The 23,628-nt window shown below is 64.2% G+C and carries 26 protein-coding genes; 11 read left to right on the top strand and 15 right to left on the bottom strand.

The genetic code is table 11. The features are described from left to right. The first annotated feature begins 37 nt into the window (after positions 1-37). Positions 38-526 carry a DUF2059 domain-containing protein gene (locus tag BcanWU425_RS34985; protein ID WP_204513244.1) on the top strand — a complete coding sequence of 163 codons (489 nt, stop codon included), beginning with the start codon at positions 38-40 and terminating at the stop codon, positions 524-526. A gap of 49 nt (positions 527-575) precedes the next feature. Here the strand turns inward: BcanWU425_RS34985 and BcanWU425_RS34980 are convergent, their stop codons facing one another. Beyond that, the gene (locus BcanWU425_RS34980; protein WP_231189502.1) at positions 576-1,778 is read right to left on the bottom strand and encodes an ABC transporter substrate-binding protein; all 1,203 of its coding nucleotides are present in this window, start codon (positions 1,776-1,778) and stop codon (positions 576-578) included. Between the two features lie 211 nt (positions 1,779-1,989). On the opposite strand from BcanWU425_RS34980, the gene BcanWU425_RS34975 reads away from it, so the two are divergent. After that, positions 1,990-3,603, top strand: coding sequence for an acyl-CoA synthetase (locus BcanWU425_RS34975; protein ID WP_085351829.1), 1,614 nt, complete (start codon positions 1,990-1,992; stop codon positions 3,601-3,603). Positions 3,604-3,613: 10 nt separating this feature from the next. Here BcanWU425_RS34975 and BcanWU425_RS34970 read toward each other — a convergent pair whose 3' ends face one another. Next, positions 3,614-4,816 carry an MFS transporter gene (locus BcanWU425_RS34970; RefSeq protein WP_204513246.1) on the bottom strand — a complete coding sequence of 401 codons (1,203 nt, stop codon included), beginning with the start codon at positions 4,814-4,816 and terminating at the stop codon, positions 3,614-3,616. Positions 4,817-5,006: 190 nt separating this feature from the next. On the opposite strand from BcanWU425_RS34970, the gene BcanWU425_RS34965 reads away from it, so the two are divergent. The 3 genes from BcanWU425_RS34965 (at position 5,007) to BcanWU425_RS34955 (ending at position 7,945) form a co-directional block, all read left to right on the top strand. Next, a complete protein-coding gene (locus tag BcanWU425_RS34965) occupies positions 5,007-5,810 on the top strand; it encodes an MBL fold metallo-hydrolase (protein WP_204513247.1) in 804 nt (267 codons plus the stop codon). 155 nt (positions 5,811-5,965) lie between these two features. Beyond that, the gene (locus BcanWU425_RS34960) at positions 5,966-6,982 is read left to right on the top strand and encodes an alpha/beta fold hydrolase (protein ID WP_204513248.1); all 1,017 of its coding nucleotides are present in this window, start codon (positions 5,966-5,968) and stop codon (positions 6,980-6,982) included. 15 nt (positions 6,983-6,997) lie between these two features. Continuing rightward, positions 6,998-7,945, top strand: coding sequence for a fatty acid desaturase (locus BcanWU425_RS34955; RefSeq protein WP_204513249.1), 948 nt, complete (start codon positions 6,998-7,000; stop codon positions 7,943-7,945). Positions 7,946-8,013: 68 nt separating this feature from the next. Here the strand turns inward: BcanWU425_RS34955 and BcanWU425_RS34950 are convergent, their stop codons facing one another. After that, the gene (locus BcanWU425_RS34950; protein WP_018459448.1) at positions 8,014-8,247 is read right to left on the bottom strand and encodes a hypothetical protein; all 234 of its coding nucleotides are present in this window, start codon (positions 8,245-8,247) and stop codon (positions 8,014-8,016) included. A 99-nt stretch (positions 8,248-8,346) separates the two neighbouring features. Then, positions 8,347-9,366, bottom strand: coding sequence for a helix-turn-helix transcriptional regulator (locus BcanWU425_RS34945; protein WP_204513250.1), 1,020 nt, complete (start codon positions 9,364-9,366; stop codon positions 8,347-8,349). 81 nt (positions 9,367-9,447) lie between these two features. Between BcanWU425_RS34945 and BcanWU425_RS34940 the strand changes: the two genes are divergently transcribed. Both BcanWU425_RS34940 and BcanWU425_RS34935 read left to right on the top strand, forming a co-directional pair. After that, a complete protein-coding gene (locus BcanWU425_RS34940; RefSeq protein WP_204514051.1) occupies positions 9,448-10,092 on the top strand; it encodes a glutathione S-transferase family protein in 645 nt (214 codons plus the stop codon). 17 nt (positions 10,093-10,109) lie between these two features. Continuing rightward, the gene (locus BcanWU425_RS34935) at positions 10,110-10,544 is read left to right on the top strand and encodes a DUF6157 family protein (RefSeq protein WP_204513251.1); all 435 of its coding nucleotides are present in this window, start codon (positions 10,110-10,112) and stop codon (positions 10,542-10,544) included. Here the strand turns inward: BcanWU425_RS34935 and BcanWU425_RS34930 are convergent, their stop codons facing one another. The 4 genes from BcanWU425_RS34930 to BcanWU425_RS34915 form a co-directional block, all read right to left on the bottom strand. Then, positions 10,545-11,330: an enoyl-CoA hydratase/isomerase family protein gene (locus BcanWU425_RS34930; protein ID WP_204513252.1), complete on the bottom strand. Its 786-nt coding sequence runs from the start codon at positions 11,328-11,330 to the stop codon at positions 10,545-10,547. It lies immediately after the preceding gene. Between the two features lie 30 nt (positions 11,331-11,360). Continuing rightward, entirely contained in the window at positions 11,361-12,470 is a 1,110-nt protein-coding gene (locus BcanWU425_RS34925) for a cyclic nucleotide-gated ion channel (RefSeq protein WP_204513253.1), read from the bottom strand. Positions 12,471-12,578: 108 nt separating this feature from the next. After that, complete coding sequence (locus BcanWU425_RS34920) at positions 12,579-12,797, bottom strand: hypothetical protein (protein ID WP_018459453.1); 219 nt, start codon at positions 12,795-12,797, stop codon at positions 12,579-12,581. Positions 12,798-12,919: 122 nt separating this feature from the next. Continuing rightward, complete coding sequence (locus BcanWU425_RS34915) at positions 12,920-14,365, bottom strand: TAXI family TRAP transporter solute-binding subunit (RefSeq protein WP_204513254.1); 1,446 nt, start codon at positions 14,363-14,365, stop codon at positions 12,920-12,922. Between the two features lie 401 nt (positions 14,366-14,766). Between BcanWU425_RS34915 and BcanWU425_RS34910 the strand changes: the two genes are divergently transcribed. Both BcanWU425_RS34910 and BcanWU425_RS34905 read left to right on the top strand, forming a co-directional pair. Beyond that, complete coding sequence (locus BcanWU425_RS34910; RefSeq protein ID WP_018458457.1) at positions 14,767-15,114, top strand: DUF3307 domain-containing protein; 348 nt, start codon at positions 14,767-14,769, stop codon at positions 15,112-15,114. Between the two features lie 308 nt (positions 15,115-15,422). Continuing rightward, entirely contained in the window at positions 15,423-15,821 is a 399-nt protein-coding gene (locus tag BcanWU425_RS34905; protein ID WP_007599645.1) for a hypothetical protein, read from the top strand. 73 nt (positions 15,822-15,894) lie between these two features. Here BcanWU425_RS34905 and BcanWU425_RS34900 read toward each other — a convergent pair whose 3' ends face one another. Together BcanWU425_RS34900 and BcanWU425_RS34895 are read right to left on the bottom strand one after the other, a co-directional pair. After that, positions 15,895-16,224, bottom strand: coding sequence for a YkgJ family cysteine cluster protein (locus BcanWU425_RS34900; RefSeq protein ID WP_018458459.1), 330 nt, complete (start codon positions 16,222-16,224; stop codon positions 15,895-15,897). A 2-nt stretch (positions 16,225-16,226) separates the two neighbouring features. After that, positions 16,227-16,925, bottom strand: a complete 699-nt coding sequence (locus BcanWU425_RS34895) for a helix-turn-helix transcriptional regulator (protein ID WP_007599649.1) — start codon at positions 16,923-16,925, stop codon at positions 16,227-16,229. Positions 16,926-17,037: 112 nt separating this feature from the next. Between BcanWU425_RS34895 and BcanWU425_RS34890 the strand changes: the two genes are divergently transcribed. Both BcanWU425_RS34890 and BcanWU425_RS34885 read left to right on the top strand, forming a co-directional pair. Further along, a complete protein-coding gene (locus tag BcanWU425_RS34890) occupies positions 17,038-17,343 on the top strand; it encodes a hypothetical protein (protein WP_085351693.1) in 306 nt (101 codons plus the stop codon). Between the two features lie 38 nt (positions 17,344-17,381). After that, a complete protein-coding gene (locus BcanWU425_RS34885) occupies positions 17,382-18,110 on the top strand; it encodes a glutathione S-transferase family protein (protein ID WP_204513255.1) in 729 nt (242 codons plus the stop codon). A 177-nt stretch (positions 18,111-18,287) separates the two neighbouring features. On the opposite strand, the gene BcanWU425_RS34880 is transcribed toward BcanWU425_RS34885, so the two are convergent. The 5 genes from BcanWU425_RS34880 to BcanWU425_RS34860 all read right to left on the bottom strand — a co-directional run bounded on the left by BcanWU425_RS34880 (position 18,288) and on the right by BcanWU425_RS34860 (position 23,437). Next, positions 18,288-19,439, bottom strand: a complete 1,152-nt coding sequence (locus BcanWU425_RS34880) for an ABC transporter substrate-binding protein (protein ID WP_204513256.1) — start codon at positions 19,437-19,439, stop codon at positions 18,288-18,290. Between the two features lie 78 nt (positions 19,440-19,517). After that, on the bottom strand, positions 19,518-19,949 hold the full coding sequence (locus tag BcanWU425_RS34875; protein WP_204513257.1) for an acyl-CoA thioesterase: 432 nt from the start codon (positions 19,947-19,949) through the stop codon (positions 19,518-19,520). Between the two features lie 10 nt (positions 19,950-19,959). Further along, positions 19,960-20,721: an SDR family NAD(P)-dependent oxidoreductase gene (locus tag BcanWU425_RS34870; protein WP_204513258.1), complete on the bottom strand. Its 762-nt coding sequence runs from the start codon at positions 20,719-20,721 to the stop codon at positions 19,960-19,962. Between the two features lie 26 nt (positions 20,722-20,747). Beyond that, on the bottom strand, positions 20,748-22,631 hold the full coding sequence (locus BcanWU425_RS34865; RefSeq protein ID WP_204513259.1) for a feruloyl-CoA synthase: 1,884 nt from the start codon (positions 22,629-22,631) through the stop codon (positions 20,748-20,750). After that, positions 22,628-23,437, bottom strand: a complete 810-nt coding sequence (locus BcanWU425_RS34860) for a crotonase/enoyl-CoA hydratase family protein (protein ID WP_018458466.1) — start codon at positions 23,435-23,437, stop codon at positions 22,628-22,630. Before BcanWU425_RS34860 ends, BcanWU425_RS34865 begins: the two co-directional genes overlap by 4 nt. Positions 23,438-23,628 lie beyond the last annotated feature (191 nt).

The raw sequence follows: 23,628 nt of genomic DNA, 5'->3' as shown, positions 1-23,628 counted from the left end.
GCCTGCATTTTCGCGGAGAGATCCAACGGAGAGGTTTATGTCCAGACTTGTGTTGACGATCGCCGGCGCCCTCCTGCTCCTGATCTCGGGTTCATCGGCGCAAGCGCCCTCGCCGGAGGCGATGAGCGCGGCGCGCAAGCTCGTGGTCACCTTGAAGATCGCGGATCAGTATCGCGCGCTGTTGCCGCAGCTCCTGCTCAAGCTGAGGCCCGTGGTCGCGCAGGACAGGCCGGAGATCGAGCGCGACTATGACGCGGTGACGGCGCCCGGCTCCGAGATCTACACCCCGGCCCTCACCTCAATGATCGACCAGGTCGCCGCTCTCTATGCGCAGAGCTTCAGCATTGACGAGCTGCGCCAGATCGAGGCTTTCTATGTCCAGCCAGCCGGGAAGAAGCTTCTGGAGAAGTCGGATGCGCTGGCGCAGGCCAGCGCGCAGATCGGTCAGGACGTCGGTCAGAAGACGGCCGACGAGTTGAAGCAGCGCCTCATCGAGGCGCTGCGACAGAAGGGGCACAAGCTCTGAGCCTGTACCGACAGCGCTAGCGAACCTATGCCTTGTCCGTCCTGTTGGCTCACTTCACAAGAGGGCAGCCGCCGTCCTTCAGGGGCCGGAAGGCCTGGTCGGCAGGGACTTCGGCGAGCAGCTTGTAATAGTCCCACGGGCCTTTGGACTCCTCGGGCTTCTTCACCTGGAACAGATACATGCTGTGCACCATGCGGCCGTCTTCGCGTAAGCTGCCGTTGTCGGTGAAGGCATCCTTCACCGGCAGCTCGCGCATCTTGGCCATCACGGTCTTGGTGTCCCTTGTGCCAGCGGCCTGCACCGCCTTCAGGTAGTGCAGCGTCGCGCTGTAGGTCGCCGCCTGGTTCATCGTTGGCATGCGCTTGACGCGCTCCATGAAACGCTTGCCGAAAGCGCGGGTCTTCTCGTTGAGGTCCCAGTAATAGGCCTCGGTGATGATCAGTCCCTGCGCGAGCTTCAGCCCTAAGCTGTGCACGTCGGAGATGAACATCACGATCGCAGCCAGGTTCTGGCCGCCGGCGACGATGCCGAACTCACCGGCCTGCTTGATCGCATTGATGGTGTCGCCACCGCCGTTCGCCAGCCCGATGATCTTGGACTTCGAGGCCTGGGCCTGCAGCAGGAATGAGGAGAAGTCCGCGGTGTTGAGCGGATGCTTGACGCTGCCGAGCACCTTTCCGCCGGCCGCCTTCACCACGTCGGAGGTGTCGCGCTCGACTGAATGACCGAACACGTAGTCCGCCGTGAGGAAGAACCAACTATCGCCGCCGTTCTTGACGATGGCGCTGCCGACCGTGTGCGCGTTAGCGTAGGTGTCGTAGGTCCAGTGCGCGGTGTAGGGCGAGCAGGACTTTCCGGTAATGTCGGAGCTTGCCGCATCCGTCACGATCATGATCTTCTCATACTGCTTCGACAGCTCCATCACTGCAAGCGCAGTGGCCGAGGTCGGCAGGTCGATGATCATGTCGACGCCCTCGGTCTCCCACCACTTTCGCGCGATGGTGGAGGCGACATCGGGCTTGTTCAGCACGTCGGCGCTGACCATGTCGATCGGCTTGCCGAACATCTGCCCGCCGAAATCTTCGATCGCCATTTTGCTGGCCTCGACATTCCCCTGGCCTCCGATGTCGGAATAGACTGAGGAGAAGTCGGAGAGCACGCCGATCTTGAGCGGTGCCTGCTGGGCGAGAGACGGGCTGATTAGAAACGCAGTCAATCCGGCCGCTAGGGTAGCACGAATAATCCGGCACATGGCATTTCCCCCTAAGTTTTATCGTTGATGCACGAGGCTAGATTTGCCTCCCTGAAGCGTCAACTCTTGCGTAACGGCGCCGCGCTCGCTGGGTGATTTGACGCGGCCGGTCCCGCCGACTACGCTTTTGCAAAGACGAGAACCGTGTGATGCCATGGCCTGACCTGTGCTGGGCGGCCCTCACGCAAAGAGAAAATTCAGGGGAATGGAAATGACCGGCGATATCGCAGCCACCATCTCGAAGGCCCGCGAGCATTCCATCGGCGACCTCCTGCGCCGTGCGGCGGGCCGCGATCCGGGCAAGCTCGCGGTGAGCTGCGGCAATGTGAGCTGGACCTTTGCCGAGATGGACGCGATCTGCAATCGGCTCGGCCGTGGCCTGCTTGGCCTCGGCGTGAAAAAGGGTGACCGCCTCGCCGTGCTCTCGCGCAATTCGCATGCCTTTGCGGCGCTCCGGTTCGCAGTGGCCCGGATCGGCGCGGTGCTGGTGCCGATCAACTTCATGCTCAATCCGGACGAGATCAATTTCATCCTGAAGAGCTCCGGCGCAAAGCTGCTCGCGGCCGGCCCTGATTTCGTCGAGTCCGCGCGCGCGGCCAGCGCCCGGGATTGCGCGGTCGAGAAGATGATCTGGCTGCCGGGTGAGGATCCCGCCACGGCGCCAGCGGGCCTCACCACCTTCGCCGATCTGCTCGATGCCAACGGCTCGTACCTTGAGGCCTTCGTCGACAGCCGCGATCTCGCGCAGATCGTCTACACCAGCGGCACGGAGTCGCTGCCCAAGGGCGCGATGCTGACCCATGAAGCCGTGATGTGGCAGTATGTCAGCTGCATCATCGACGGCGGCATGAGCGTGGACGACAAATTCCTGCACGCCCTTCCGCTCTATCATTGCGCGCAGCTCGACGTGTTCCTGGGGCCGCAAATCTATCTCGGCGCCTCCGGCGTGATCACGGGCAAGCCTGCGGCCGACAACATTCTCTCATTGATCCAGACGCACAAGATCACGTCGTTCTTCGCGCCGCCGACGATCTGGATCGCGATGCTGCGCTCGCCCAATTTCGACAAGACGGATTTGTCCACCTTGCAGAAAGGCTATTACGGCGCCTCGATCATGCCGGTGGAGGTGCTGCTCGAGCTCCAGCGCCGCCTGCCCAGCGTGAAGTTCTGGAATTTCTACGGCCAGACCGAGATCGCGCCGCTCGCGACCGTGCTGGGTCCTGCGGACCAGCTGCGCAAGGCCGGCTCGGCCGGCAAGCCCGTGCTCAATGTCGAGACCCGCGTGGTCAATACGTCAATGGAGGATGTGAAGGTCGGCGAAGTCGGCGAGATCGTGCACCGCTCACCGCATCTGCTCTCCGGCTATTACAACGATCCGGTCAAGACGGCGGCGGCGTTCTCCGGCGGCTGGTTTCACTCCGGCGATCTCGCCACTGTCGATGAAGAGGGCCACATCACCGTGGTCGATCGCGTCAAGGACATGATCAAGACCGGTGGCGAGAACGTGGCGAGCCGCGAGGTCGAGGAGATGGTCTACCGCATCCCCGCCGTGTCCGAGGTGGCGGTGGTAGGCCTGCCCGATCCGCGCTGGATCGAGGCGGTGACTGCGATCGTCGTGGTCAAGAGCGGGGAGAAGCTCGACGAGGAGTCCGTCATCAAGCATTGCGCCGGCCAGATGGCGCATTTCAAGGTGCCCAAGCGCGTCATCTTCGTCGATGCCCTGCCCAAGAACCCGAGCGGCAAGCTGCTCAAGCGCGAGCTACGCCAGCGCTTCGTCGGCGGCGAGACGCTCGACAAGGCGATCCAGAAGAATTTTGGCACGTGAAGCTCGCGCCTCAATACTTCTTCACGTGGGCGCCGAACGCGAACCACAGCGCCATGGAGGCGAGGCCGAAACCGCCGAGCAGCAGGAATGTCGGGCCGTAGCCGATCCATTGCGCGATCCAGCCGCCAAGCGCGGGACTGAGGCTCGCGCCGATGCCCTGCACGGTGATCACGGCACCCTGGCCAAGATTGACGCGGCCGGTGCCGTTGAGTGATCGCGCGACCATGCCTGGGACGGCAACCGTCTGGAGTCCCGTGCCGATGCCGTCGAGCACCTGCATCGGTACGACGCCCCACCATCCGGTGACGAAGAAGGCGAGCACGCCGCGGATGGGCAGGAACATGAAGGAGACGAGGATGATAGGCCAGTAGTTGCGCTTGCTCGCCGCCTTCATTGCGATCAGCGACGTGATGACCATGACGCCTTGCGCAATCACCACGGTGGTCGCGACGAAGCTCGGGCCGTTGGCCTGGCCTTCGGCGACCGCCGCCAGGCCATAGAGCGGCACGATAGCGGCATTGCCGAGATGAAACAGCGCGAGCGCCAGTGCCAGCACCAGCAGCGCGCGGTGCTTGAGCAGCATCGTGAACGCGTCCGGCGCGCTGTCGGGATCGTCCTCCTTGCTGCCGCGCGCGGCGCGATCGTCGATCGCCTTGGCCGGGATCATCATCACACAGGCGATCGCGATGGCGCCGAACACCGCCGCCAGCACGAACACCGAGACATAGCCGAACTTGTAACCGAGATAGCCCGACAGCGCGGCGCCGACCATGTTGCCGGCGTGGTTGAAGGCCTGGTTGCGGCCGTTGAGCGCGTTGAAGCCCTTCTGCTTGGCGATGCCGAGCGTGATGCCGGTGACCGCCGGCACGATCGCGGCGCTCGCCAGCGATTGTGCGATCTGCGAGAACGTCACCGCCCAGAAATTTTGCGAGATCAGGATGATCGCGGAGGCGAGCACCACGCAGATGCCGGGAATCACGACCCACATGCGCTTGTTGCGGCTGGCGTCGATGAAGCCGCCGATCGGCGTGGTGATCAGCATGCCCGCGACATTGCCGATCGTCATCGCGGTACCGATCAACCCGCTCGCCCAGCCGCGCTCCTGGAGGAAGACGCCGACGAAAGGGCCGATGCCCGACTGCATGTCGGCCATGAAGAAGTTGAGAGCGAACAGGGGCCAGATACGAGACGAGGAGGGGGACCGCGATGTCATCGATACCAAAACGTCGTCTCAGCCGGAATACGGCGGGTGGGACATAATCCTTTCAGCCAATCGTTCTGGCGCGGACGAGGCATTAACGAGTGCTGATCGGGTTGGTTCCAGCCCTTGCCCGGAGGCGGGCCTTGCAGTTACGGCCAGCAATTCCTTATTGACGTTGGATTGTCTCTGTTGGGAGTACGGCATGCCTCTCTGGACCTGCGAAACCTGCGGCGCGCAATTCCCGGATGGCGAAAATCCGCCCGCGGCCTGTCAGATTTGCGAGGACGAGCGGCAGTACGTCGGTTGGAAGGGCCAGACTTTCCTCACGCGCGAGGCGCTCTCGGAACGTCACTGCCTGGCCTGGCGCGACGATCTCGGCTTGACCGGCATCGCGCTCGAGCCAAGTTTTGCGATCGGCCAGCGCGCGCTGCTGGTGCCGCTCGCGGACGGCTGGGTGATGTGGGACTGCGTACCGCTGGCGACGCCGGAGGCGATCGCGCATGTGCGGTCGCTCGGCGGGTTGAAGGCGATTGCGATCTCGCATCCGCATTACTATGGCGCGCTCGCCGACTGGAGCGAGGCGTTCGGGGGCGTGCCGGTCTATCTGCACGCCGATGATCGCCAATGGGTGACGCGTCCGCATGCGTCGATCGTGCACTGGACCGGCGAAAACCATCGCATCTCCGACGATGTGCTGCTCCTGCGCACCGGTGGTCACTTCGCCGGCGCCACCATGCTGCACCATGCGAGGGGAGCGGACGGCAAGGGCGCGCTGCTCACCGGCGATATCGCGCAGGTGACGATGGATCGCCGCTTCATCAGCTTCATGTACTCCTATCCGAACTACATGCCACTCAATGCCGCCGCAGTGCGGCGGATTGCGGCTGCCGTCGAGCCGCTGGCGTTCGATCGAATCTACGGCGCCTGGTGGGACCGCAACATCGCCGCAGGCGCCAAGGCTGCATTCGCGGCCTCTGTCGCGCGCTATCTGGCAGCCATCGCCTGAGCCGGCGCGCGACCGGATTTATCTTGCTGATCCACAATAAGTGGACTATAAGTACAGTTATTAAGGCGTGACGCGACGATGCGTCTGCGGGACCGGCATGATCGATGCATCGCTGTTTCCGCGGCGCGCTTGTCGCGTGAGCGGGAGTTCGGTCCATGACGGCAGGGCACGACTACGAGATCTTCGAGGCCGGCGACGTCACGCTCCGGTCCGGGGACGTCGTCCCTTCGCTCAAGCTCGCCTACAAGACCTACGGCACGCTCGGTCCGGACAAGGACAATGTCATTCTCTATCCGACCTCGTTCAGCGCGCAGCACACCGACACCGAGTGGCTGATCGGCCCCGACGGCGTGCTCGACCCCACGCGCTACTTCATCGTGATCCCGAACCTGTTCGGTAACGGCCTGTCGTCCTCGCCGTCGAATACCGCCGCGCCATTCCCGATCGTGAGCTATCACGATGCCGTCGCGGTCCAGCACCGGCTGCTTGCCGACCGGTTCGGCGTCTCGAAGCTTGCCCTGGTCTATGGCTGGTCGATGGGCGGCATGCAGGCCTATCACTGGGCGGCGCTGCGTCCCGATATGGTCGAGCGCGCGGCCGTCGTCTGCGGCAGCGCCCGCTGCGCGCCCTATAATTATGTCTTCCTGGAAAGCGTGAAGGCCGCACTGACCGCCGATCCCGCCTTCCGCGACGGCCGCTTCGTCGAGAAGCCCGTCACAGGCTATCGCGCCATGGGGCGCGTCTACGCGGGTTGGGCGATGTCGCACGGTTTCTATCGCGACGATATCTGGCGCGAAGCAGGCTTCACCTCGCTGGACGATTATCTCGTCCGCACCTGGGACGCGGCGTTTGCCCGGCGCGATGCCAACGATCTCCTGGCTCAGATCGCGATCTGGCAGAACGGCGATATCAGTCGCTGCGCCACATTCAACGGCGATTTCGATCGCGCGCTCGGTGCGATCACGGCCCACATGCTGCTGATGCCCGGTGCGACCGACCGCTATTTCGACGTCCGCGACAACGAGGACGAACTCGTTGGGCTGGTCAATGCGCGCTCTGCGGTGCTGCATCCGATCCCGTCGCTGCACGGCCATCGCGCCGGCAACCCCGTCAACAATCCCCGCGATCAGGCCTTCATCAAGGCCGAGATCGCGGAACTCCTCGGCAAGTAGGACAGGCATCCGATCATGACTGACGCAACTGTTTCAGAGTCCGGCCATCGGCTGAAGCCGCTGACGCCGACGATGCTGCGCGAATTGTCGGTGCGCTCCAATCTTAGAGGTGCCGCGCAAAGCCTCGGTCATTACGGCGTGATCCTGCTGGTCGGCGCGCTGATCTGGATGGTCGCCTCACGCCATGGCGTCCTCTGGGCGCTGCCGCTGATGGCTGTGCAGGGCTATCTTGTCGCCTTCCTGTTCATGGCCGTGCACGAGACGGCGCACAAGACCGCGTTCAAAAGTCGCGGTCTCAACCTCGTGGTCGGCTATCTCTCGGGCTTCATCATCGGCTTGCCCTACGAATATTATTGCCTGTTTCACTGGGACCATCACCGCTACACCCAAGACCCCGAGAGCGACCCGGAGCTCGTCGTCGGCGTGAAGCCGAAATCCGACACGCAGCTCGCGCTCGCCTATAGCGGCGTGCTTCAGGTCGCCGGCCGCCTGTGGCTGATGCTCGGCCATGCCGTCACCGGCAAGGTCGTCGTGCCATGGATCCCCGAGAACAGGCGCGCCATCATCGTCACCGAGGCGCGCGCCTATGTCGCGCTCTATGCGCTGCTGCTCGTGCTGTCGTTGTGGTTCTCGTCGGCGCTGCTGCTCTGGGTCTGGATCGTGCCGTTGATCATTGGGCAGTTCTTCCTGCGTCCCTATCTCTACGCCGAGCACACCGGCTGCGAGCGTACCCGCAGCGCATTCCAGAACACCCGCACCACCTACACCGGCGCGATCGTCAAATGGATCGCGTGGAACATGCCCTACCATGTCGAGCATCACGCCTATCCCTCGATTCCGTTCCACGCACTGCCGAAGCTGAACGGGATCGTCGACGGCGAAATCGTCCATCGTGGCCGCGGCTACATCCGGACGACGCGCGAGACCTGGGCCTGGTTTCGGCGACATAGACAGGCTGGTTAGCGGAAGAAAAATCGACGCGCAAAGCCCCGATCGCGGTGCGATCGGGGCTTTGTCGTGAATGCGGGATATCAGTAGATCCCGTATGCGCAGACGTTCACGACGCGGACGCGCAGGCCGTGGCGGGTCTGGACGACGCGCTCCTGATAGCAATTGTTGACGCCGCTGTTGACGTAGACCCCGCCAAAGCCCCAGCCGTGACCCCAGTGATGGTGGAAGCCGTGGGCCGACGCGGCGGTGGGGGCGAGAGCGGCAACGCCGAGCGAGCCGGCGGCGATCAGACCAAGTGCAAGCTTACGAAACATTTTCATTCTCCGGTTTGGCGTAAGGGCCGTTGTTGTGTCCCTGCATCTCGGTCGAGCCGAAACGCGAATGCGTTCATGCAGCGCGGGGAGAATCGTGTTTCAGGAGTGTTTCGTCGGTCGCGGCACGTCGCGCCGCCGTCCTGTTTTCCGCGCCGCGCGATAGCGCACAGCCATCGCCTCTGTCAGCTCGGCCATCTTCTCGCGCAGGTCAGCCGGCTCCAGCACTTCGGCCTCGGGCCCGAGCCGCAACAATTCGGCGGCGGCATGCCATGACGTCTTGCCGGTCGGCACTCTGGCAATGCGCCAGCCGTCCGAATCCGCGGTCTCTTCGAGCTGCGTACGCGCCCTGACGTAAGGCTGGCTCAGTGCATCGAGCAGTTTCACGCCAAAGGGCGACAGCCGAACGATCGCGACATTGGGATGCATCTCAGCCTCAAGACGCAGCGTTGCATCCCGCCAATAGCCGGCGAGATCGAAACCGGCGGGCCGCTCACACCGATCGTCGAGCGCGGTGCAGTCGAGCACGCGCGCGACGCGATAGGTCCGCACGCTGCCGTCGACCAGACCCGCGAGATACCAGCTGCCCCCTTTCAGCACGAGACCGAGCGGCGCGACGCGACGCTGCTTCTCGGCGCGCCAGCTCTGGTAGCGGATCTTGATCAGTGTCCCGCGCAGGGTCGCGGCGGCGATGGTGCGCAGATGCTTCGGTTCTTCCGCCTCGCCGAACCAGCCCGGCGCGTCGAGGTGAAAGCGCTCCTGCATCCGTCCGGCGTCTTCGCGCAAATTTGCCGGCAGCGCGGCCATCAGCTTGTTCTGTACGGCGATCATCGCCGCATCCAGCCCGAACGCCGCCGCCGGGCCCGGCAATCCCGCCAGGAACAGCGCTTCCGCCTCGCTTTGCGACAGACCGTTCAGCCGCACGCGATAACCGTCGAGCAGGCGATAGCCGCCCTCCGCGCCGCGGTCGGCATAGACGGGGACGCCGGACGCCGCGAGCGCGTCGATGTCGCGGTAGATCGTGCGCACCGAGACTTCGCATGCCTGCGCGAGCTCAGGCGCGGTGACCTGCCTCTTGGCCTGGAGGGTGGTGAGGATCGACAGCATCCGGCTCGCGCGCATGATTCATTAAACCATACCTGACACAGGATGTCAGGTATGGTCCGCTACAACGCCATCGCCAACCGGCAGATGGAGACCGCTATGACCGATCCGAACCGCATCACGTTGTATTATTCGCCGCAAACCCGGGCCACCGGCACGCGGGTGCTGCTGGAGGAACTGGGAGCGCCTTATGATCTTCATGTCCTCAACATGAAGGCCGGCGAGCAGCGCCAGCCGGCCTATCTCGCCGTCAACCCGCTCGGCAAGGTGCCGGCGATCCATCACCGCAACGCGCTGGTGACCGAGCAGGTCGCGATCACCATCTATCTCGCCGATTTGTTTCCGCAGGCGGGGCTGACACCCGCGCTGAACGATCCGCTGCGCGGCCCGTATCTGCGCTGGATCGCCTATTACGGCGCCTCGTTCGAGCCGGCCCTGATCGACAAGTTCATGCAGCGCGAGCCGGCACCGATCACGCAATCGCCGTATGCCGACTATGACATCATGCTCGGCGCGCTCGAGGCGCAGCTGTCGAAGGGGCCGTATCTGCTTGGCGAGCGCATGACGGCCGCCGACGTGCTGTGGGGCGTCGCGTTCAGCTGGACCATGATGTTCGGCATTGTGCCGAAAAAGGACGTGTTCGTCCGCTATGCCGAACGCATGACCTCGCGGCCCGCGTTCCAGCGCATCAACGCGGCGGACGCTGAGATGGCGGCGCAGCATGCTGCGGCGGCTGGAGGTTGAATGAACCGGGGTTGCAGATGACGAAGCCGGTGCACACGACCAACTGCTTCAACACCTTCATCCAGGTTGCTGAAGATTGTCCTGCGCGTACCGGCGAAGAGCCGCCGCTGCGCGCGGGAAAGCCGACGGTGGCGTGCCTGCAATACGGGATGATCGCGAAGGCGCCTTACAAATACAAGTCCGACGACGTGATCTTCGCGACGTCTGCGCCAGGACGCGAACTCGCCGTGAAGGCGACGGAAACGGAAAAGCAGGCGGCCCGTGAAGCGTTCTTCTCCCGGGGGCAGGCGTGCATGAGGGCGTCGAGCCTGGGCAAGCGCTTCGGCTGGGGCGTTCATGCTGACAGTGAGGGCCGGATCGCCATCTACGCCATCGACAGCAAACGTTACGAGGCGTTCGTCCGCGATCCCAAGCTCACGCAGGTACGCGCGATGCGGTCGAAGCGGGCGTAATCAGAATTTAGGCGGCCGCTTCTCCGCGAAGGCCGTGATGCCCTCCTTGATCTCGTCGCCGCGCATGCTGTCGCGGTGACGGTGGTCGGCGGCTTGCTGGTCGAGTTCGCCGCGGGCGAATTCGTTGATGGCGCGCTTCATGCCGCGCATCGCCCGCGGCGCGTTGCCGGCGAGGACGTTGGCGAGCCTATCGACCTCCTCGTCCAGAAACTCGACCGCCACCATATCGGTGAGATAGCCGATCCGCAGCATCTCCGGCGCGCTGATCTTTTGCGCGGTCAGGAACAGCTTCTTCGCATTGTCGACGCCGAGCCGTGTCACATAGCGTTTGATGCCGCTGCTGTAATAGTGCAGCCCGAGCCGGGCCGCGGGCATGAACATCTCCGCGGTGTCGACGCCGATGCGGAAGTCGCAGGCGAGCGCGAGGTCTGTCGCGCCGCCATAGACGCCGCCGTTGAGCCGGCAGATCGTGGGGACGCCGAGATCCTCCAGCCGGTTGACGACCACCTCAAAGGCGGAGCCCGCGCTCTGCTGCTCGTTCGCACTGACCGCGCGCTCGGCAACCGAGTTAAGGTCATAGCCCGCGGAGAAGGCGCGCCCCGTGCCGGTCAACACCAGCACGCGGATAGCACGATCGGCCTCGACCCGGTCGAACAATTTGACCAGCTGGCCGAGATCCTCGGCCTGCAGCCGGTTGAGATGTCGGGGCCGATTGAGGCGAATGGTGGCGCGTGCACCACTGAGTTCGAGCACCGGGCCAGTAGCTGCGTCGGCTATGTCCGACATTCTTGTCTCCATTTATTTGCTTGGCGCCATTTATTTGTTTTCGAGCGTGCGCCGTTTCGCCTCGGCATCGATGGTCTCCGCGAGATCGGGATGCCGCGCCATCAGCACGCGGAAGTCGACGAGGTCGAGCACAAGAAGCCGCGACACCTTGGTGGTCGAGACATTGGCGCCGCGCAGATTGTTGCCGAGCAAGGCCATCTCGCCGAAGAAGGCACCGTCGCCGAGCCGTACCTTCTTGCCGGGCAGGTCGACCTCGACCTCGCCGGCGGCGATGAAATACATGCAGTCGCCCTGCGCACCCTTGCGGATGATCATGGTGCGCGCCGGCAGCTCCATGGTCCGCAGCATGTGGGTGACGTCGGCGATGGCCGCCGGGCCGAGCGCTGCAAAGAACGGCACCTTGCTGACGGATTCCCAGGTCTTGAGGAAATTGTCGCGCCGGGTCTCCGCGGCAAAGCCGGTCGCCAAAATGCCGGTCCAGAGGCCGAACACGCCGAGGCCGGAGATCATCACCAGCGCGGCCACCATGCGGCCCAGCGGCGTCACCGGCACGACGTCGCCATAGCCTGTCGTCGTCAAGGTTGCGACGGCCCACCACAGCGCGGCCGGCACGCTGCCAAACGTCTGCGGCTGCACGTCCCGCTCCAGGAAATATTCGGCGACCGAGGCCAGGAAGACCACCATCAGGAAGATCACGAGCACGCTGGCCAGCGGCCCCGATTCCAGCACCAGCACGCGGCGGAGCTGCCGCAGGCCGGGAATGCCCGGCACCACCTTCAGCACCCAGAGCACGCTGAGCAGCCACGCCGTCCTGGGCTCGATCCCGAGAATCAGCGCGGCCGGCACGGCCAACGCACCGACCGCGTCGACCAGCCCGGCGGAGGAGGACATGTAGAGTGCAAGGCGCCCCTGTCGCGTCATATGGCGCAGCCGGACCACCCATTCGTATACGAAGTACACGAGACAGGTCCAAAGCAGGGCGTCGACCCAGCGATGTGCCGTCTCATAGGCCGGGTTGACCGTCAGGAGCACCATGGCAAGCACGCCGACGGCGACGGCCACATAGGCCGCCCTGGTCATGTTGCGGCCGGCCGTGGCGGCCGCGAACTGGGCCAGAGCGGAGATCAGCGGCTTGGACATGCGGGCAGGCGGCTCAGTTTCGTCTTTGCGGTCCCCGGCTGGAACCTCGCTGCCAAAGTGCCTGCCCGGCTCGAGGCCGTCAACGACGGTCCGCCGGACCACGCGCCGCTACTTGAAATGCGGCGGTTCGTCGTAGCCGCGACGGCTGCTGAAGAACAGCAGCACCATCAAGCCGATGCCGACAAGAACGGAAAAACCGGCCCCCAGCGCCAGCGCCACGTAGCCTTCCGTCGGGATCGGCTCGCCCTCGACCGCCATCGCGGAATAAACGAAATAGCCAACCGCGGCCAACATTCCCAGCAGGAAGATGATGAGGAGTGCACGCATGGCGCGGTCTCCGGTTGATCCGAGAACAAACGGTTGTGGACAGGGACGGTTCCCGGCCTAGGGCCCCCGGTCGCTCGAAGACGTGCCGGCAAGGCGTCGCCGTAGGTCCTCAAATTGATGGGTCAGGCACTCTGAGCTGTCTTCACCACCACGACATTGCTCTCGTCGTGCTGGGAAGGGGCCACATCCTGAGCGGCCTTCTCGCCCGCGCCCGCATGGCGCTTGAGATAGTCGCGGCGCATGCCGATCTCGTCGCGGACGAATTCGTAGCCGAGCTTGAAGGTGTCGAGCCCGTCGGTACTGATCGTGCCGTCTCTGAGGCCGATGACGGCGCCGCGTAAAATGCCTTCCAGCTCGTCCTGGAGACATTCGAGCTGGTCGAGCGAATGCGCATGTTCGATCCGCTCGCCGATGTCGAGGATGGCGGTGGCCAGCTCGCTGGCCTTCTCCGGCGCGATCCGGGTGATCTTGGCGTAGATCGCGGCGAAGATCGAGCCGATGACGCTGAGCGCGGCAGCGCCGAGATACATCAGGTCGCTGTACTTATCCATGAACGACTTGGTGTCGTCGTTGATGTAGTCGGCCGCCCCTTGATGCGCCATCACGAAGGCGTCCTTCTCGACGGAGGCGGGCTCGATCCTAGTGGCAAAGCCGCTGTCGAGCCCGAGCGCGGACTTGTTCTCGTAGACGGTGCGCGCGAGCTCCCCGGCCGTCGTCGGCGACATCCTGGATTGGGCGACCAGCAACCATTCGAGCCCGATCGTGTCGAGATCGTCGCCGGGAATTTCCGGCGATGCAGACAGCGTGCCCGCCGTCAGCGTCTCGCTGGAAATGCCGGGGATCTTGCGCGCCAGCGCTTTCGCCTCGTCGATCGCGTTCAGCGTGAAGCCGCCGCGCCTGGCGACCTGCTCATACGCCTTGTCCCGCACCGCCCGCGAGGCGTGGACGATGGCGACGACTGCGCCAAAGCCGCTCGCCGGCGCGAACAGCTTGTCGAGCGTAGCGCCCTGTGGCGCCATCCGGATCCTCCCCGCGTCCGCACCCTCCGGAACGTCGAGGATACCGCGGACGAAGACGAGCGCGGAGTCGTTGTCGGCGACGACGGCGACCTTCTTCTTCTTCAGCTCGGCGAGCGACTTGATCTTCTTGTTTCCGGGCCCGAGCAGCAGCACGATATCGTGCTCGAGGATCGCGAGCGTGCGTGCCCGCAGCGGCACCTTGGCGTCGGTGCGCAGCACCGCGAGGTCGGCCTGCTTGCGATCGAACTGGGCGATCGCCTTGGCGTTGTCGGCGTTGTTGACGATCTTGATCCGGAAGCGCGAGGCGTTGTTCTTCAGGACGGCGGCGAGCTTGGCTGCGAACAGCGCCTCGTCGCTGTTGGGGGCGCCGACCGCAAAGGTCAGCGTCTCCGAATTGTGCACCAGCATGCGGCCGGCCCAGACGGTGGCAAGCGACAACAGCAGGGTCAGCACGACGTAGAGGAAGACCTGCTGCTGGTTGGTCTTGATCACCTTGGGTCGCCGGGGCGGTGGCTCGATCGGCGATGAGGTCGGGCCCTCAGTACTCATGGCAGCACTCTGGCCTTATGCTTCCGGTGGCGGGCGGCTTGCGGATGTGATCGCTGCGGTCGCCCTGCAATTCGTAAACGTCTGAAAAAAGAACGATATTCTCTACTGGCGATGGTAGCGCGCAGGCCGCGGAATGCAAATTCCGAGCCGAAGGTAACCTTACTCAACTCGGCCCCGGCGATTGGTCATCCTATCACCAGTTAGCCACAGTTGGCGATTTTCCGGTTCCCCCCGGCTGCATTCCGCCGCGGGAGGTGTCATAAATCGCAAGTCCCGGCGATTTGACCGGTCCAGGAAGAGATTGCGCTGAACGCTCCAATTCTTCTTGTCACGTCAACGAGGGCGCCTTGTCGTTTCCACCCCTGTCATCGGCGGTTCCGGTCGAAGCCCTCATTGGTTGGATGTTGCTGCTGACGTTCAAGCACATCATCGCCGATTTCGTCCTCCAGACCGCCTGGATGGCGCACGGCAAGGACCAGAAGCACGGTTGGGCCCTGCCGCTCCTGGTGCACTGCCTGGTTCACCTTGCGGTTGCGCTGCCGCTGATCCTGATCGTGGCGCCCAAATTCTGGTTTGTGGCGCTGATCGACTTCGTCATCCACATCACGATCGACCGCGCCAAGGGCCTCGTCTCAGCCAATTTCGGTGTCGATCTTGCGCATCCCTGGTTCTGGACCCTGATCGGTGTCGACCAGGCCCTGCACCATCTGACTGGCTTCGGCCTCTCCATCTTCATGGCGGCGAACTGACCGCTGGCGGCCTCGGCGCGTAGGTGGTCGTCCATCGGCATCCACAAGAGGTCGTCATGCCCGGGCTTGTCCCGGGCATCCACGATCTTCGCGCCTCTCGGCTTTCCGTGGATGGCCGGGACAAGCCCGGCCATGACGCGGTGGAGGCGTTCGCGCCTGACTCATCGGCTCAGATAGCGCGGCTGGATCCCCGCCCAGCCCATTGATTCGCGGCCCACGCGCAAGGACCCCCGGGTGACTACCGGGCAGCGTGGTTAACCTTTCATTAGAGAATTGCACTGCATCTTCCCAGACGAGGGAGAACTGCAATGTTTTCAAGCCGCGATACCTTTGAAGGCGATTCGTGCCCGGTCCGCGACGAACTCCTTGGCGAGATGTACCGCGCCAGCGAGAGTGGCCTGCCGAGGCTGGTTGAAAGTGTTTCCCCTGACGCGCGCGCCAGGCTGGCGCTGTTCTGCTATCGCCGCAGCCATCTGCACTCGCTGGCGGTCGCGATCGCTGGCAGCTGTAACGAGCGCGACCTGATCGAGAACGGCGGCCGTGTCGGTTCGACGCTCTACGCGCTTGCGCGCGAAGGCGCGGCGAAATCCTCGCCGTCGCTGTCGGGTGGCCGCAAGCCGATCACGCTGTCGACCAAGCCGCTCTCGGTGCTCGCGCCGCTGGACGACGAGATCGACGACGAGATCAGCGAAGCCGTCCCGGCCTAAAGCACGATCGATCGCGCTCTAGCTCTCTATTGGCGTATGATCTCGGCGGAAAACCGCTGCACACTTTTCCGGATCATGCGCCGGCGGCCTCTATCACCGGCAGCCCGAATTTCCGTCGCGCCATCGCGCATTCGGCATCGCCCGGCATGCAGGTGCGGCACACGTCCGGCCGCACTGCATAGATGCCGCACGCGGTTGCTTTTCCAATGTTCCCCTGCAACGCCGAACAGCGATCGCCTTCGCAGCGCATGCCGGACTGACGGTCGTTGACGAGCGCTTCGGGAATCGCGGCAAGCTCCTCGTCGCTCTCGATCGAGAAGCGCGGCCAGTTCGCCGAATAGCCGCAGCAGGCGCCGCAACTCTGGCAACAGCTCGACAGGTCGATGGGGGCGTTCTCATCCATCGTCACGTGTCCTTTGGCGGGCCCCAGACCAGGCTCTGGCGCCATTTCGCGCGCAGCACGTCGCGCCTTTCAGGATATCTCTCGTCGGGATAGCTCGCGTCGACCACGCGGTCGGTGCGGAAGCTGCGGAAGTCGCCGCGCAGCTCGCACCAGGCCGCGAGCAGGCGCACGGCTTCGAGATAGCCGATCGAAATCGGCCAGATCATGCGCTCGCTGGCGCGGCCCTGCTCGTCGCGATAGCGCAGCATGATCTTCTTGCCTTCGTGGATCTGGGTGCGCGTGCGAGCCATGTCCAGGCGGTCCGGCTCCCTGTTCCAGCTCGGCCGGGCCCGGCTTGCCGGCTCCAGCACGAACGGACGCAGGCGCTCAGGGACAGTGTCGGCGATCTTGGCCATCAGATCTTCAGCCGCACGCGCCAGCGCGGGATCGGCATGGCCGGCGACCCATTGCGCGCCCAGCACCGCCGCCTCGATTTCGTCGGGTGTCAGCATCAAAGGCGGCAGGTCAAAACCCTTTTCCAGGATGTAGCCCATGCCGGCTTCACCACGGATCGGCACGCGCTGGCCGATCAGCGTGGCGATGTCGCGATAGATTGTGCGCTTCGAGGTCTCGAGCTCGGCCGCGATAGCGTCCGCCGTCAGCGGCTTACGCGTGCGCCTCAGCACCTGGATGATTTGAAACAGCCGGTCGGCGCGTCTCATGACGGATCTCTTGTCGGTGGTTTTTCAGAAGGCGGCGCGTGGCTGCTGACAGGATGTTGGCAGCAGGGGAGTTCTATACCGGGACAACACGTCGACTGAAGAGGATTTGTCCATGATCATTCCAACTCATTTCGGCCCGGCCGCTGCGCTGTGGCGGACCCCGCCTTTACAGGTCCAGCCTTTGCGAGTCCCGACTTTGCAAGCCCGAGCTTGGTACGCATGGGCGTTCGGCCGCCTCGTATCCCTTGATCTCATGGTCCTCGACCTCCGCCTTGCGCTCGCGACCATGGTGGCTCGCTTCCTGGTCCAGGCCGCGGACGCGCTGGTCCGTCATGTCATGGCCCGCGCCTGGCGGGGGGCCCGTTTCGCAGAAGATATCACGGCTGCTGCCACCATGGTGGCAGCAGCCCGCGGTTAAGTTCCCTCAACTCTTTCGGTCGTTTCAGGAGAGCCTTCATGATCACGCTTTACGGCTTTGGCGCCGGCTTCGGCCTGCCGGAAATCAGCCCCTTCGTCACCAAGACGGAGGTGCAGCTCAAGATGGCGGGATTGCCCTACCGGAAGGAGCGGGCGATGCCACCCGCATCACCCAAGGGGCAGCTGCCCTTCATCGACGATGGCGGCGAGGCGGTGGCCGATTCCACTTTCATCCGCGCCCATATCGAGCGCCGCTACGGCTTCGATTTCGACGCCGGTCTGTCGCTCGTCGAGCGCGCGCAGGCCTGGGCATTCGAACGCATGATCGAGCATCACGTTTATTTTGCGCTGGTCGGGGCGCGCTGGGTCGATCCGGTCAACTTCGCCAAGGGGCCTGCGCATTTCTTCGACGGCGCGCCGGAGCACAATCGCGAGAAGTTGCGCGAGGACGCGCAATTCCGTGTCGCCGAGAACTACCTGCTCTCCGGACTCGGCCGCCACGCGCCCGATGACGACGTCGATCTCGCCGTGCGCTCGCTGTTTGCGCTCTCGGTGCAGCTCGGCGACAAGTCCTATCTGATGGGCAACAAGCCCTGCGGCGTCGATGCCACCGCCTTCGGTGCACTCGCCGGGATCCTGACGCCGTTCTTCGAATCCGCACTGCGCCGTCGCGCCGAAGGATTTCCGAACCTCACCGCTTATGTCGACCGGATGATGGACAGTTACTATTCGGAGTTCGCCTGGACCCCGCTGCGGCAGGCGGCTTGAGGCCTGGAATGAGACTCATCTAGCGCCCCGAGAAAGGTGTGTCCCCTCCCCCACAAGGGAGGAGGGAACTCAGAGAGCGGTGCTGTTGTTCAAACGCGATCCGGCATTACGCTCGCTGCAAACAAAAAGAGCCGGCCCATCGGGCCGGCTTTCGTCGTCTCAATCCTGCCGCTGCGTCTATTTCACCAGCGTGTACTTGCCGTTCTTCACCGTGAGCAGGATGCGCGAGCGCTCGTCGAGGCCGTAGCGATCCTTTTCGGTGAAATTGTAGACGCCTTGGCTCGCCGCAAGCTCCTTCTCCGACAGCAGCGCCTGGCGAATCGCCTCGCGGAATTCCGGCGTGCCTGGCTTCGCCGTCTTGAGTGCCGCCGGGATGATGCGCTTGAGAATCTCGAAGGCGTCGTAAGAGTGACCGGCGAACTGGCTGCGGCTGTTCGGGCCGTACTTGGCTTCATAGGCCGAGTTGAGCGCGAGGCCCGGCTTCTTGGTGGCGGCTTCGTCCGGCTGGTCCTCGGGATCCATGACGGGACCAGAGGCCATCAGCACGCCTTCCGCAGCTTTGCCGGCGATGCGGATGAAGTCCATACTGGCGGCGCCATGGGTCTGGTAGATCAGGCCCTGATAGCCACGCTCGCGTAGCTCGGTCTGCGGCAGCGCGGCCGCGGTGCCGGAAGCGCCGACCAGAATGGCATCGGGATTCGCCGCCACGAGCTTCAGCACCTGTCCGGTCACCGACGTGTCGGGGCGAGCGAAGCGCTCCTCGTCGGCGATGGTTATGCCCATCGGCACGGCCTGCGCCTTCAAATCGTTGAACCAGAGGTCGCCATAGGAGTCGGAATAGCCGATATAACCGACGGTCTTCACACCCTTCGACTTCATGTGGTCGTACAGCACCTTGCCCACGATCGGGATCGGCTGCGGCATCGCCACCGACCACTTCATGCGCTCCGGCGTAATCGGGAACGGCGCCAGGCCGAAATGCGGGATGCCGGCTTCGTTGGCGACGTTGGACACCGCGATGGTCGGCGGCGTCAGCGCCGAGCCCATGATGATGTCGGCCTTGGATTCGGTCACGAAGCGGCGGGCGTTGGTGGTCGCGGTGGTCGGATCGCCGCCGTCGTCGAGTACGATCACCTTCAGCGGCACGCCGCCGATCTCCTTCGGCACGAACTCCAGCGCATTGCGCTCGGGAATGCCCAGCGCTGCGCCCGGGCCGGTCGTGGTGGTGGTGATGCCGATGGTGACCTCGGCGGTCTGGGCCAGCGCGGGCACGGCCGGCAGCGCAAGCGCAGCCGCGGTGACGGCGGCGGTCAGGTAAAAGCGTTTCATCTATTCCTCCCTTTATGTGTTTCTTTGAAAGCAGAAATCGGGGGGTAATTCAGCCCCCTCTTTTGGTGATGTGGCGATTTAGCTCCCGGCCTCGCTCCCCGTGAATTTGGCTACCATTTCCGCAGGAAACGGTGCCGATTTCAGTTTGTCGGGGTTAACGGGGTCGCGCCCGACCAGGACACGGGTCTCGAAACCCTCGATCGCCAGCGCCTCGCCCTTGAAGACGCTGTGCTTCACCTCGAAGCTCGAGCGCTTGATGCTCTCGATCTTGGTTTCGATGGTGATCCAGTCGCCATAAGTCGAGGGGATGTAGAACTTGGCGCGTGTATCGACCATGGGAATGCCCACCAGGCCGTATTTCTTGACCAGGTCCTGCTTGGAGAAGCCGGCGACTTCGAACAGGGTCGACGTCGAATCGTCGAACATCGCGAAATAACGCGGGTAATAGACGATGTTGGCGGGGTCGCAGTCACCCCACTGGATCTGGACGTCGCGCCGGTTCACGAACATATGCCGCGCCCTATTTCGGCGCCATGCGCAGCGAGCCGTCGAGGCGCACCACTTCGCCGTTGAGGTAGGAATTCTCGACCATGTGCAGGGCGAGCGCCGCGAACTCGTCGGCGTGGCCGAGCCGGCGCGGGAACGGGATCGCGGCGGCGAGCGAGTCCTGGGCTTCCTGCGGCAGGTTGGCGAGCAGCGGCGTGAGGAACAGGCCGGGCGCGATCGTCAGCACGCGGACGCCGAACTGCGCCAGCTCGCGCGCGATCGGCAGCGTCATGCCGACGATGCCGCCCTTGGAGGCCGAATAGGCCGATTGCCCGATCTGGCCGTCATAAGCGGCAACGGATGCCGTGTTGATGATGACGCCGCGCTCGCCGGTTGCCTGCGGCTCGAGCTTGGACATCTCGTTCGCGGCAAGGCGGAGCATGTTGAAGGTGCCGATCAAATTGACCTTGATCACCTTGTCGAAATCGGCGAGCGCCATCGGGCCGTCGCGGCCGACGACGCGCTTGGCAACGCCGATGCCGGCGCAATTGACCAGCACGCGCGCGGGTCCATGGGACTTGGTCGCTTGGGCGATCGCAGCCTCAGCGGAAGCCGCATCGGAGACGTCGCAAGCCACAGCCACGCCCTTGATCTCGGCGGCGACAGTTTTGGCGAGCTTGGCATTGAGGTCGCACACCGCGACCCTGGCGCCCTGCGCCGCCAGCTTACGCGCGGTCGCCGCGCCCAGTCCCGACGCGCCGCCCGTGACGATGACAGCCTGATCCTTCAACAACATGGCGTTCTCCCTGGTGCGACGTTTTCTTACCCGACCGATATCACACGGTCCGATGGATTGGCAGCGTAGAGCTCCTCGATCAGCAGGCTGCGATGCTCGAGCACCGCGCGCTGGTTGATCGAGCCCTTGTCGGTGACCTCGCCCTTGTCGATCGAGAGTGGCGTGTCCAAGAGGATCGCGCGCGTGATCCGCGTCGAGGATCCCGTGGCCGCGCTGAGAAAGCGGGTCAGCCGTTCGCGAAATGCCTCGCGCACCAGCCGGTCGCGGGTCGCGACGACGAGATCGTCGGTCGGCAGCGTCGGGTTGATCAGCCGGCAGCCGTCGAGATCGAGCACGACGAGCGCGGAGATCTCGTCTCGGTTGATGCCGGCGATGACGACGTCGCGCACCAGCGGCGCGCAAGCCGCGACGAAGCGCGCGCGCAATGGGCCGACGCTGACCCAGGTGCCGCTGCCGAGCTTGAAATCCTCACCGATGCGGCCGTCGAAATCGAAGCCGGCATTGAGATCATCGGGATCGACGGGCTTGAGGGCATCGCCGAGCTTGTAGAAGCCTTCTTCGTCGAACGAATTTGCGGTGATGTCGGGCTGACGCCAGTAGCCGGGCATCACGTTCGGCCCCTTGCAACGAACTTCCATCTTGCCGTTGTTCGGCACCAGCTTGGCGTCATTGCCGGATACGGGAAGCCCGACATGGCCGGAGCGGCTGGTGCGCGGGTTGACCGACATGAAGAACGGCGCGGTCTCGGTTGCACCGAGGCCGGTCAGCATCGGTACGCGGTAGCCTTTTTCCTTCACCGCGAGCTCGTCGAGGCTGTTCCAGACGAACGGCGACAGGGCCGCGCCCGAGAAGAACATCGCGTGCAGCCGGTCGAAGAATTTTGCGCGCAGCCCTTGGTCGTCGCGCAGATAAGGCAGCAGCGACTCGTAGCCCTTGGGCACGTTGAAATAGACCGTCGGCGAAATCTCCTGGAGATTGCGCACGGTCTCCTCGATGCCTCCCGGCACCGGCTTGCCGGCGTCGAGATACATCGAGCCGCCATTGTAAAGCGTCAGCCCGATGTTGTGGTTGCCGCCAAAAGTGTGATTCCAGGGCAGCCAGTCGATGATGACGGGCGGCTCGTCCCTGAGGAAGGCGAGTGTCTCGCGCAGCATCACCTGGTTGGCGCAGATCATGCGCTGGGTGTTGATGACCGCCTTGGGGTTGCCGGTCGAGCCCGAGGTCAGCAGGAATTTCGCGATGGTGTCGGGGCCGATCTTGCCGTGGACCTCGTCCAGATCGCCGCGGATCGGCGTTGCCATGAGGTCGGCGAGCAAGGTGACGTCGCGGCCCGGCACGCGACCGTAGGACGCGGCGATCTCGGTGCCGAGCGAGACGTTGGCCGCGAGCGCGTCGGCGAACTTGTCGGCGTCCTCGGCGAAGACAAGGCCGGGCGTCAGCAGCTTCATCAGGTAGGAGAGCTTGCCGTAATCCTTCGATACCAGCGAATAGGCCGGCGACACCGGGCAGAACGGAATGCCGGCATAGAACGCGCCGAACGCGAGCAATGCGTGGTCGATCGAATTGCCGGAGAGGATGACGACCGGCCGCTCCGCCGACAGCCCGCGCGCAATGAGCCCTGAGGCGATGTGCCGGCTCGCGGCGAGCAGCTCGGCGTAGCTGATCTTGCGCCAGCCGCGGCCACCTTCGCGCTCGGCCATGAAGACGCGATCGGGCGTCGCGCTCGCCCAGTGATGCAGGCGGTCGGTGATGCGGGCCGGATAATCGCCGAGCGGCTGTTTGGGCCGCAGATAAATCGTGCCGTCGTCGCGCCGCTCGATATTGACGACGGGATCGCCGAACGAAATGGGCCGCAGCGGGGAAGTGCTCGCGCCGCGCTCCATGCTGGAAGAGGACGGCTGCGCGCTCATGATTTCGGCTTCACCTTTGCGGTCTTGTGTTCGAGGAACTCGCGGATCCTGCGTTTTGCCTCTTTGTCGCTCTGCGCCACCGTCGCCATCAGCGATTCCATCAACAGGCCGGTCTGCGGATTGGCCTCCGCGATCATCGGCAGCGCCTGGAGCACGGCGAAGTTGGTCAGCGGCGCGTTGGAGGCGACCTTGGTCGCAAGCTCCATCGCCTTGCCGAGCCCGTTGCCGGCTTCCGTGACATATTGCGCAAAGCCGTAGGAGGTGCCTTCGGTCGCGGAATAGACGCGGCCGGTCAGCATCATGTCCATCATCCTGGCGACGCCGATCAGGCGCGGCAGGCGCACCGAACCGCCGCCACCGACGAAGATGCCGCGCTGCCCCTCCGGCAGCGCGAAATAGGTCGAGGGTTCGGCGACACGGATATGCGCCGCGCAGGCGAGCTCCAGCCCGCCTCCGATCACGGCGCCCCTGAGCGCGGCGATCACAGGCACGCGGCTGTACTGGATGCGGTCGAACACCCGGTGCCACATCTGGGAATGGAGAAGGCCGCCACTGGCATCATGGTCGGTCAGTTCGGAGAGGTCGAGACCGCTGGAAAAATGGTCGCCGATGCCGTGGATGACGACGGCGCCGATATCCTCGGGCAGGGCCGCAAAACACTCGCCGATCTCCAGGATGATGCCGTCGTTGAGCGCATTGCGCTTGGCCGGCCGATTGAGGCCGACGGTCAAAACCCGGTCCGCCCGCTCGATCTTCAAAAGCCCGGCGGCGCCCGCGTCAGCGGTCTCGGCGTTTCCCTGTGTCATTTGCGTCCTTGTCAGAATAGTTATGTTGTATAACGAATTCAGGAGGAGTCAACAAGGGGCTAGGTGCCTCTTGGGTCAGTCAGGCGGGCAAAAGGCGCCCTCCAAATGCGGTGTCGTCCCGGCGGAGGCCGGGAGCCATAACCACAGGGAGAAGTTTGGCCAAGTCGTTCGGTACTCCGACTATTCGCGAT

It is taken from the genome of Bradyrhizobium sp. WU425 (assembly GCF_021052305.1).
In the GTDB taxonomy this organism is placed as follows: domain Bacteria; phylum Pseudomonadota; class Alphaproteobacteria; order Rhizobiales; family Xanthobacteraceae; genus Bradyrhizobium; species Bradyrhizobium canariense_D.
This window is presented reverse-complemented; position numbering and strand designations above follow the sequence as displayed.

Bases quoted from the DNA above. Each gene is read 5' to 3' on its own strand.
- BcanWU425_RS34985 (WP_204513244.1), top strand. From the start codon at position 38: ATGTCCAGACTTGTGTTGACGATCGCCGGCGCCCTCCTGCTCCTGATC.
- BcanWU425_RS34980 (WP_231189502.1), bottom strand. From the start codon at position 1,778: ATGTGCCGGATTATTCGTGCTACCCTAGCGGCCGGATTGACTGCGTTT.
- BcanWU425_RS34975 (WP_085351829.1), top strand. From the start codon at position 1,990: ATGACCGGCGATATCGCAGCCACCATCTCGAAGGCCCGCGAGCATTCC.
- BcanWU425_RS34970 (WP_204513246.1), bottom strand. From the start codon at position 4,816: ATGACATCGCGGTCCCCCTCCTCGTCTCGTATCTGGCCCCTGTTCGCT.
- BcanWU425_RS34965 (WP_204513247.1), top strand. From the start codon at position 5,007: ATGCCTCTCTGGACCTGCGAAACCTGCGGCGCGCAATTCCCGGATGGC.
- BcanWU425_RS34960 (WP_204513248.1), top strand. From the start codon at position 5,966: ATGACGGCAGGGCACGACTACGAGATCTTCGAGGCCGGCGACGTCACG.
- BcanWU425_RS34955 (WP_204513249.1), top strand. From the start codon at position 6,998: ATGACTGACGCAACTGTTTCAGAGTCCGGCCATCGGCTGAAGCCGCTG.
- BcanWU425_RS34950 (WP_018459448.1), bottom strand. From the start codon at position 8,247: ATGTTTCGTAAGCTTGCACTTGGTCTGATCGCCGCCGGCTCGCTCGGC.
- BcanWU425_RS34945 (WP_204513250.1), bottom strand. From the start codon at position 9,366: ATGCGCGCGAGCCGGATGCTGTCGATCCTCACCACCCTCCAGGCCAAG.
- BcanWU425_RS34940 (WP_204514051.1), top strand. From the start codon at position 9,448: ATGACCGATCCGAACCGCATCACGTTGTATTATTCGCCGCAAACCCGG.
- BcanWU425_RS34935 (WP_204513251.1), top strand. From the start codon at position 10,110: ATGACGAAGCCGGTGCACACGACCAACTGCTTCAACACCTTCATCCAG.
- BcanWU425_RS34930 (WP_204513252.1), bottom strand. From the start codon at position 11,330: ATGTCGGACATAGCCGACGCAGCTACTGGCCCGGTGCTCGAACTCAGT.
- BcanWU425_RS34925 (WP_204513253.1), bottom strand. From the start codon at position 12,470: ATGTCCAAGCCGCTGATCTCCGCTCTGGCCCAGTTCGCGGCCGCCACG.
- BcanWU425_RS34920 (WP_018459453.1), bottom strand. From the start codon at position 12,797: ATGCGTGCACTCCTCATCATCTTCCTGCTGGGAATGTTGGCCGCGGTT.
- BcanWU425_RS34915 (WP_204513254.1), bottom strand. From the start codon at position 14,365: ATGAGTACTGAGGGCCCGACCTCATCGCCGATCGAGCCACCGCCCCGG.
- BcanWU425_RS34910 (WP_018458457.1), top strand. From the start codon at position 14,767: ATGTTGCTGCTGACGTTCAAGCACATCATCGCCGATTTCGTCCTCCAG.
- BcanWU425_RS34905 (WP_007599645.1), top strand. From the start codon at position 15,423: ATGTTTTCAAGCCGCGATACCTTTGAAGGCGATTCGTGCCCGGTCCGC.
- BcanWU425_RS34900 (WP_018458459.1), bottom strand. From the start codon at position 16,224: ATGGATGAGAACGCCCCCATCGACCTGTCGAGCTGTTGCCAGAGTTGC.
- BcanWU425_RS34895 (WP_007599649.1), bottom strand. From the start codon at position 16,925: ATGAGACGCGCCGACCGGCTGTTTCAAATCATCCAGGTGCTGAGGCGC.
- BcanWU425_RS34890 (WP_085351693.1), top strand. From the start codon at position 17,038: ATGATCATTCCAACTCATTTCGGCCCGGCCGCTGCGCTGTGGCGGACC.
- BcanWU425_RS34885 (WP_204513255.1), top strand. From the start codon at position 17,382: ATGATCACGCTTTACGGCTTTGGCGCCGGCTTCGGCCTGCCGGAAATC.
- BcanWU425_RS34880 (WP_204513256.1), bottom strand. From the start codon at position 19,439: ATGAAACGCTTTTACCTGACCGCCGCCGTCACCGCGGCTGCGCTTGCG.
- BcanWU425_RS34875 (WP_204513257.1), bottom strand. From the start codon at position 19,949: ATGTTCGTGAACCGGCGCGACGTCCAGATCCAGTGGGGTGACTGCGAC.
- BcanWU425_RS34870 (WP_204513258.1), bottom strand. From the start codon at position 20,721: ATGTTGTTGAAGGATCAGGCTGTCATCGTCACGGGCGGCGCGTCGGGA.
- BcanWU425_RS34865 (WP_204513259.1), bottom strand. From the start codon at position 22,631: ATGAGCGCGCAGCCGTCCTCTTCCAGCATGGAGCGCGGCGCGAGCACT.
- BcanWU425_RS34860 (WP_018458466.1), bottom strand. From the start codon at position 23,437: ATGACACAGGGAAACGCCGAGACCGCTGACGCGGGCGCCGCCGGGCTT.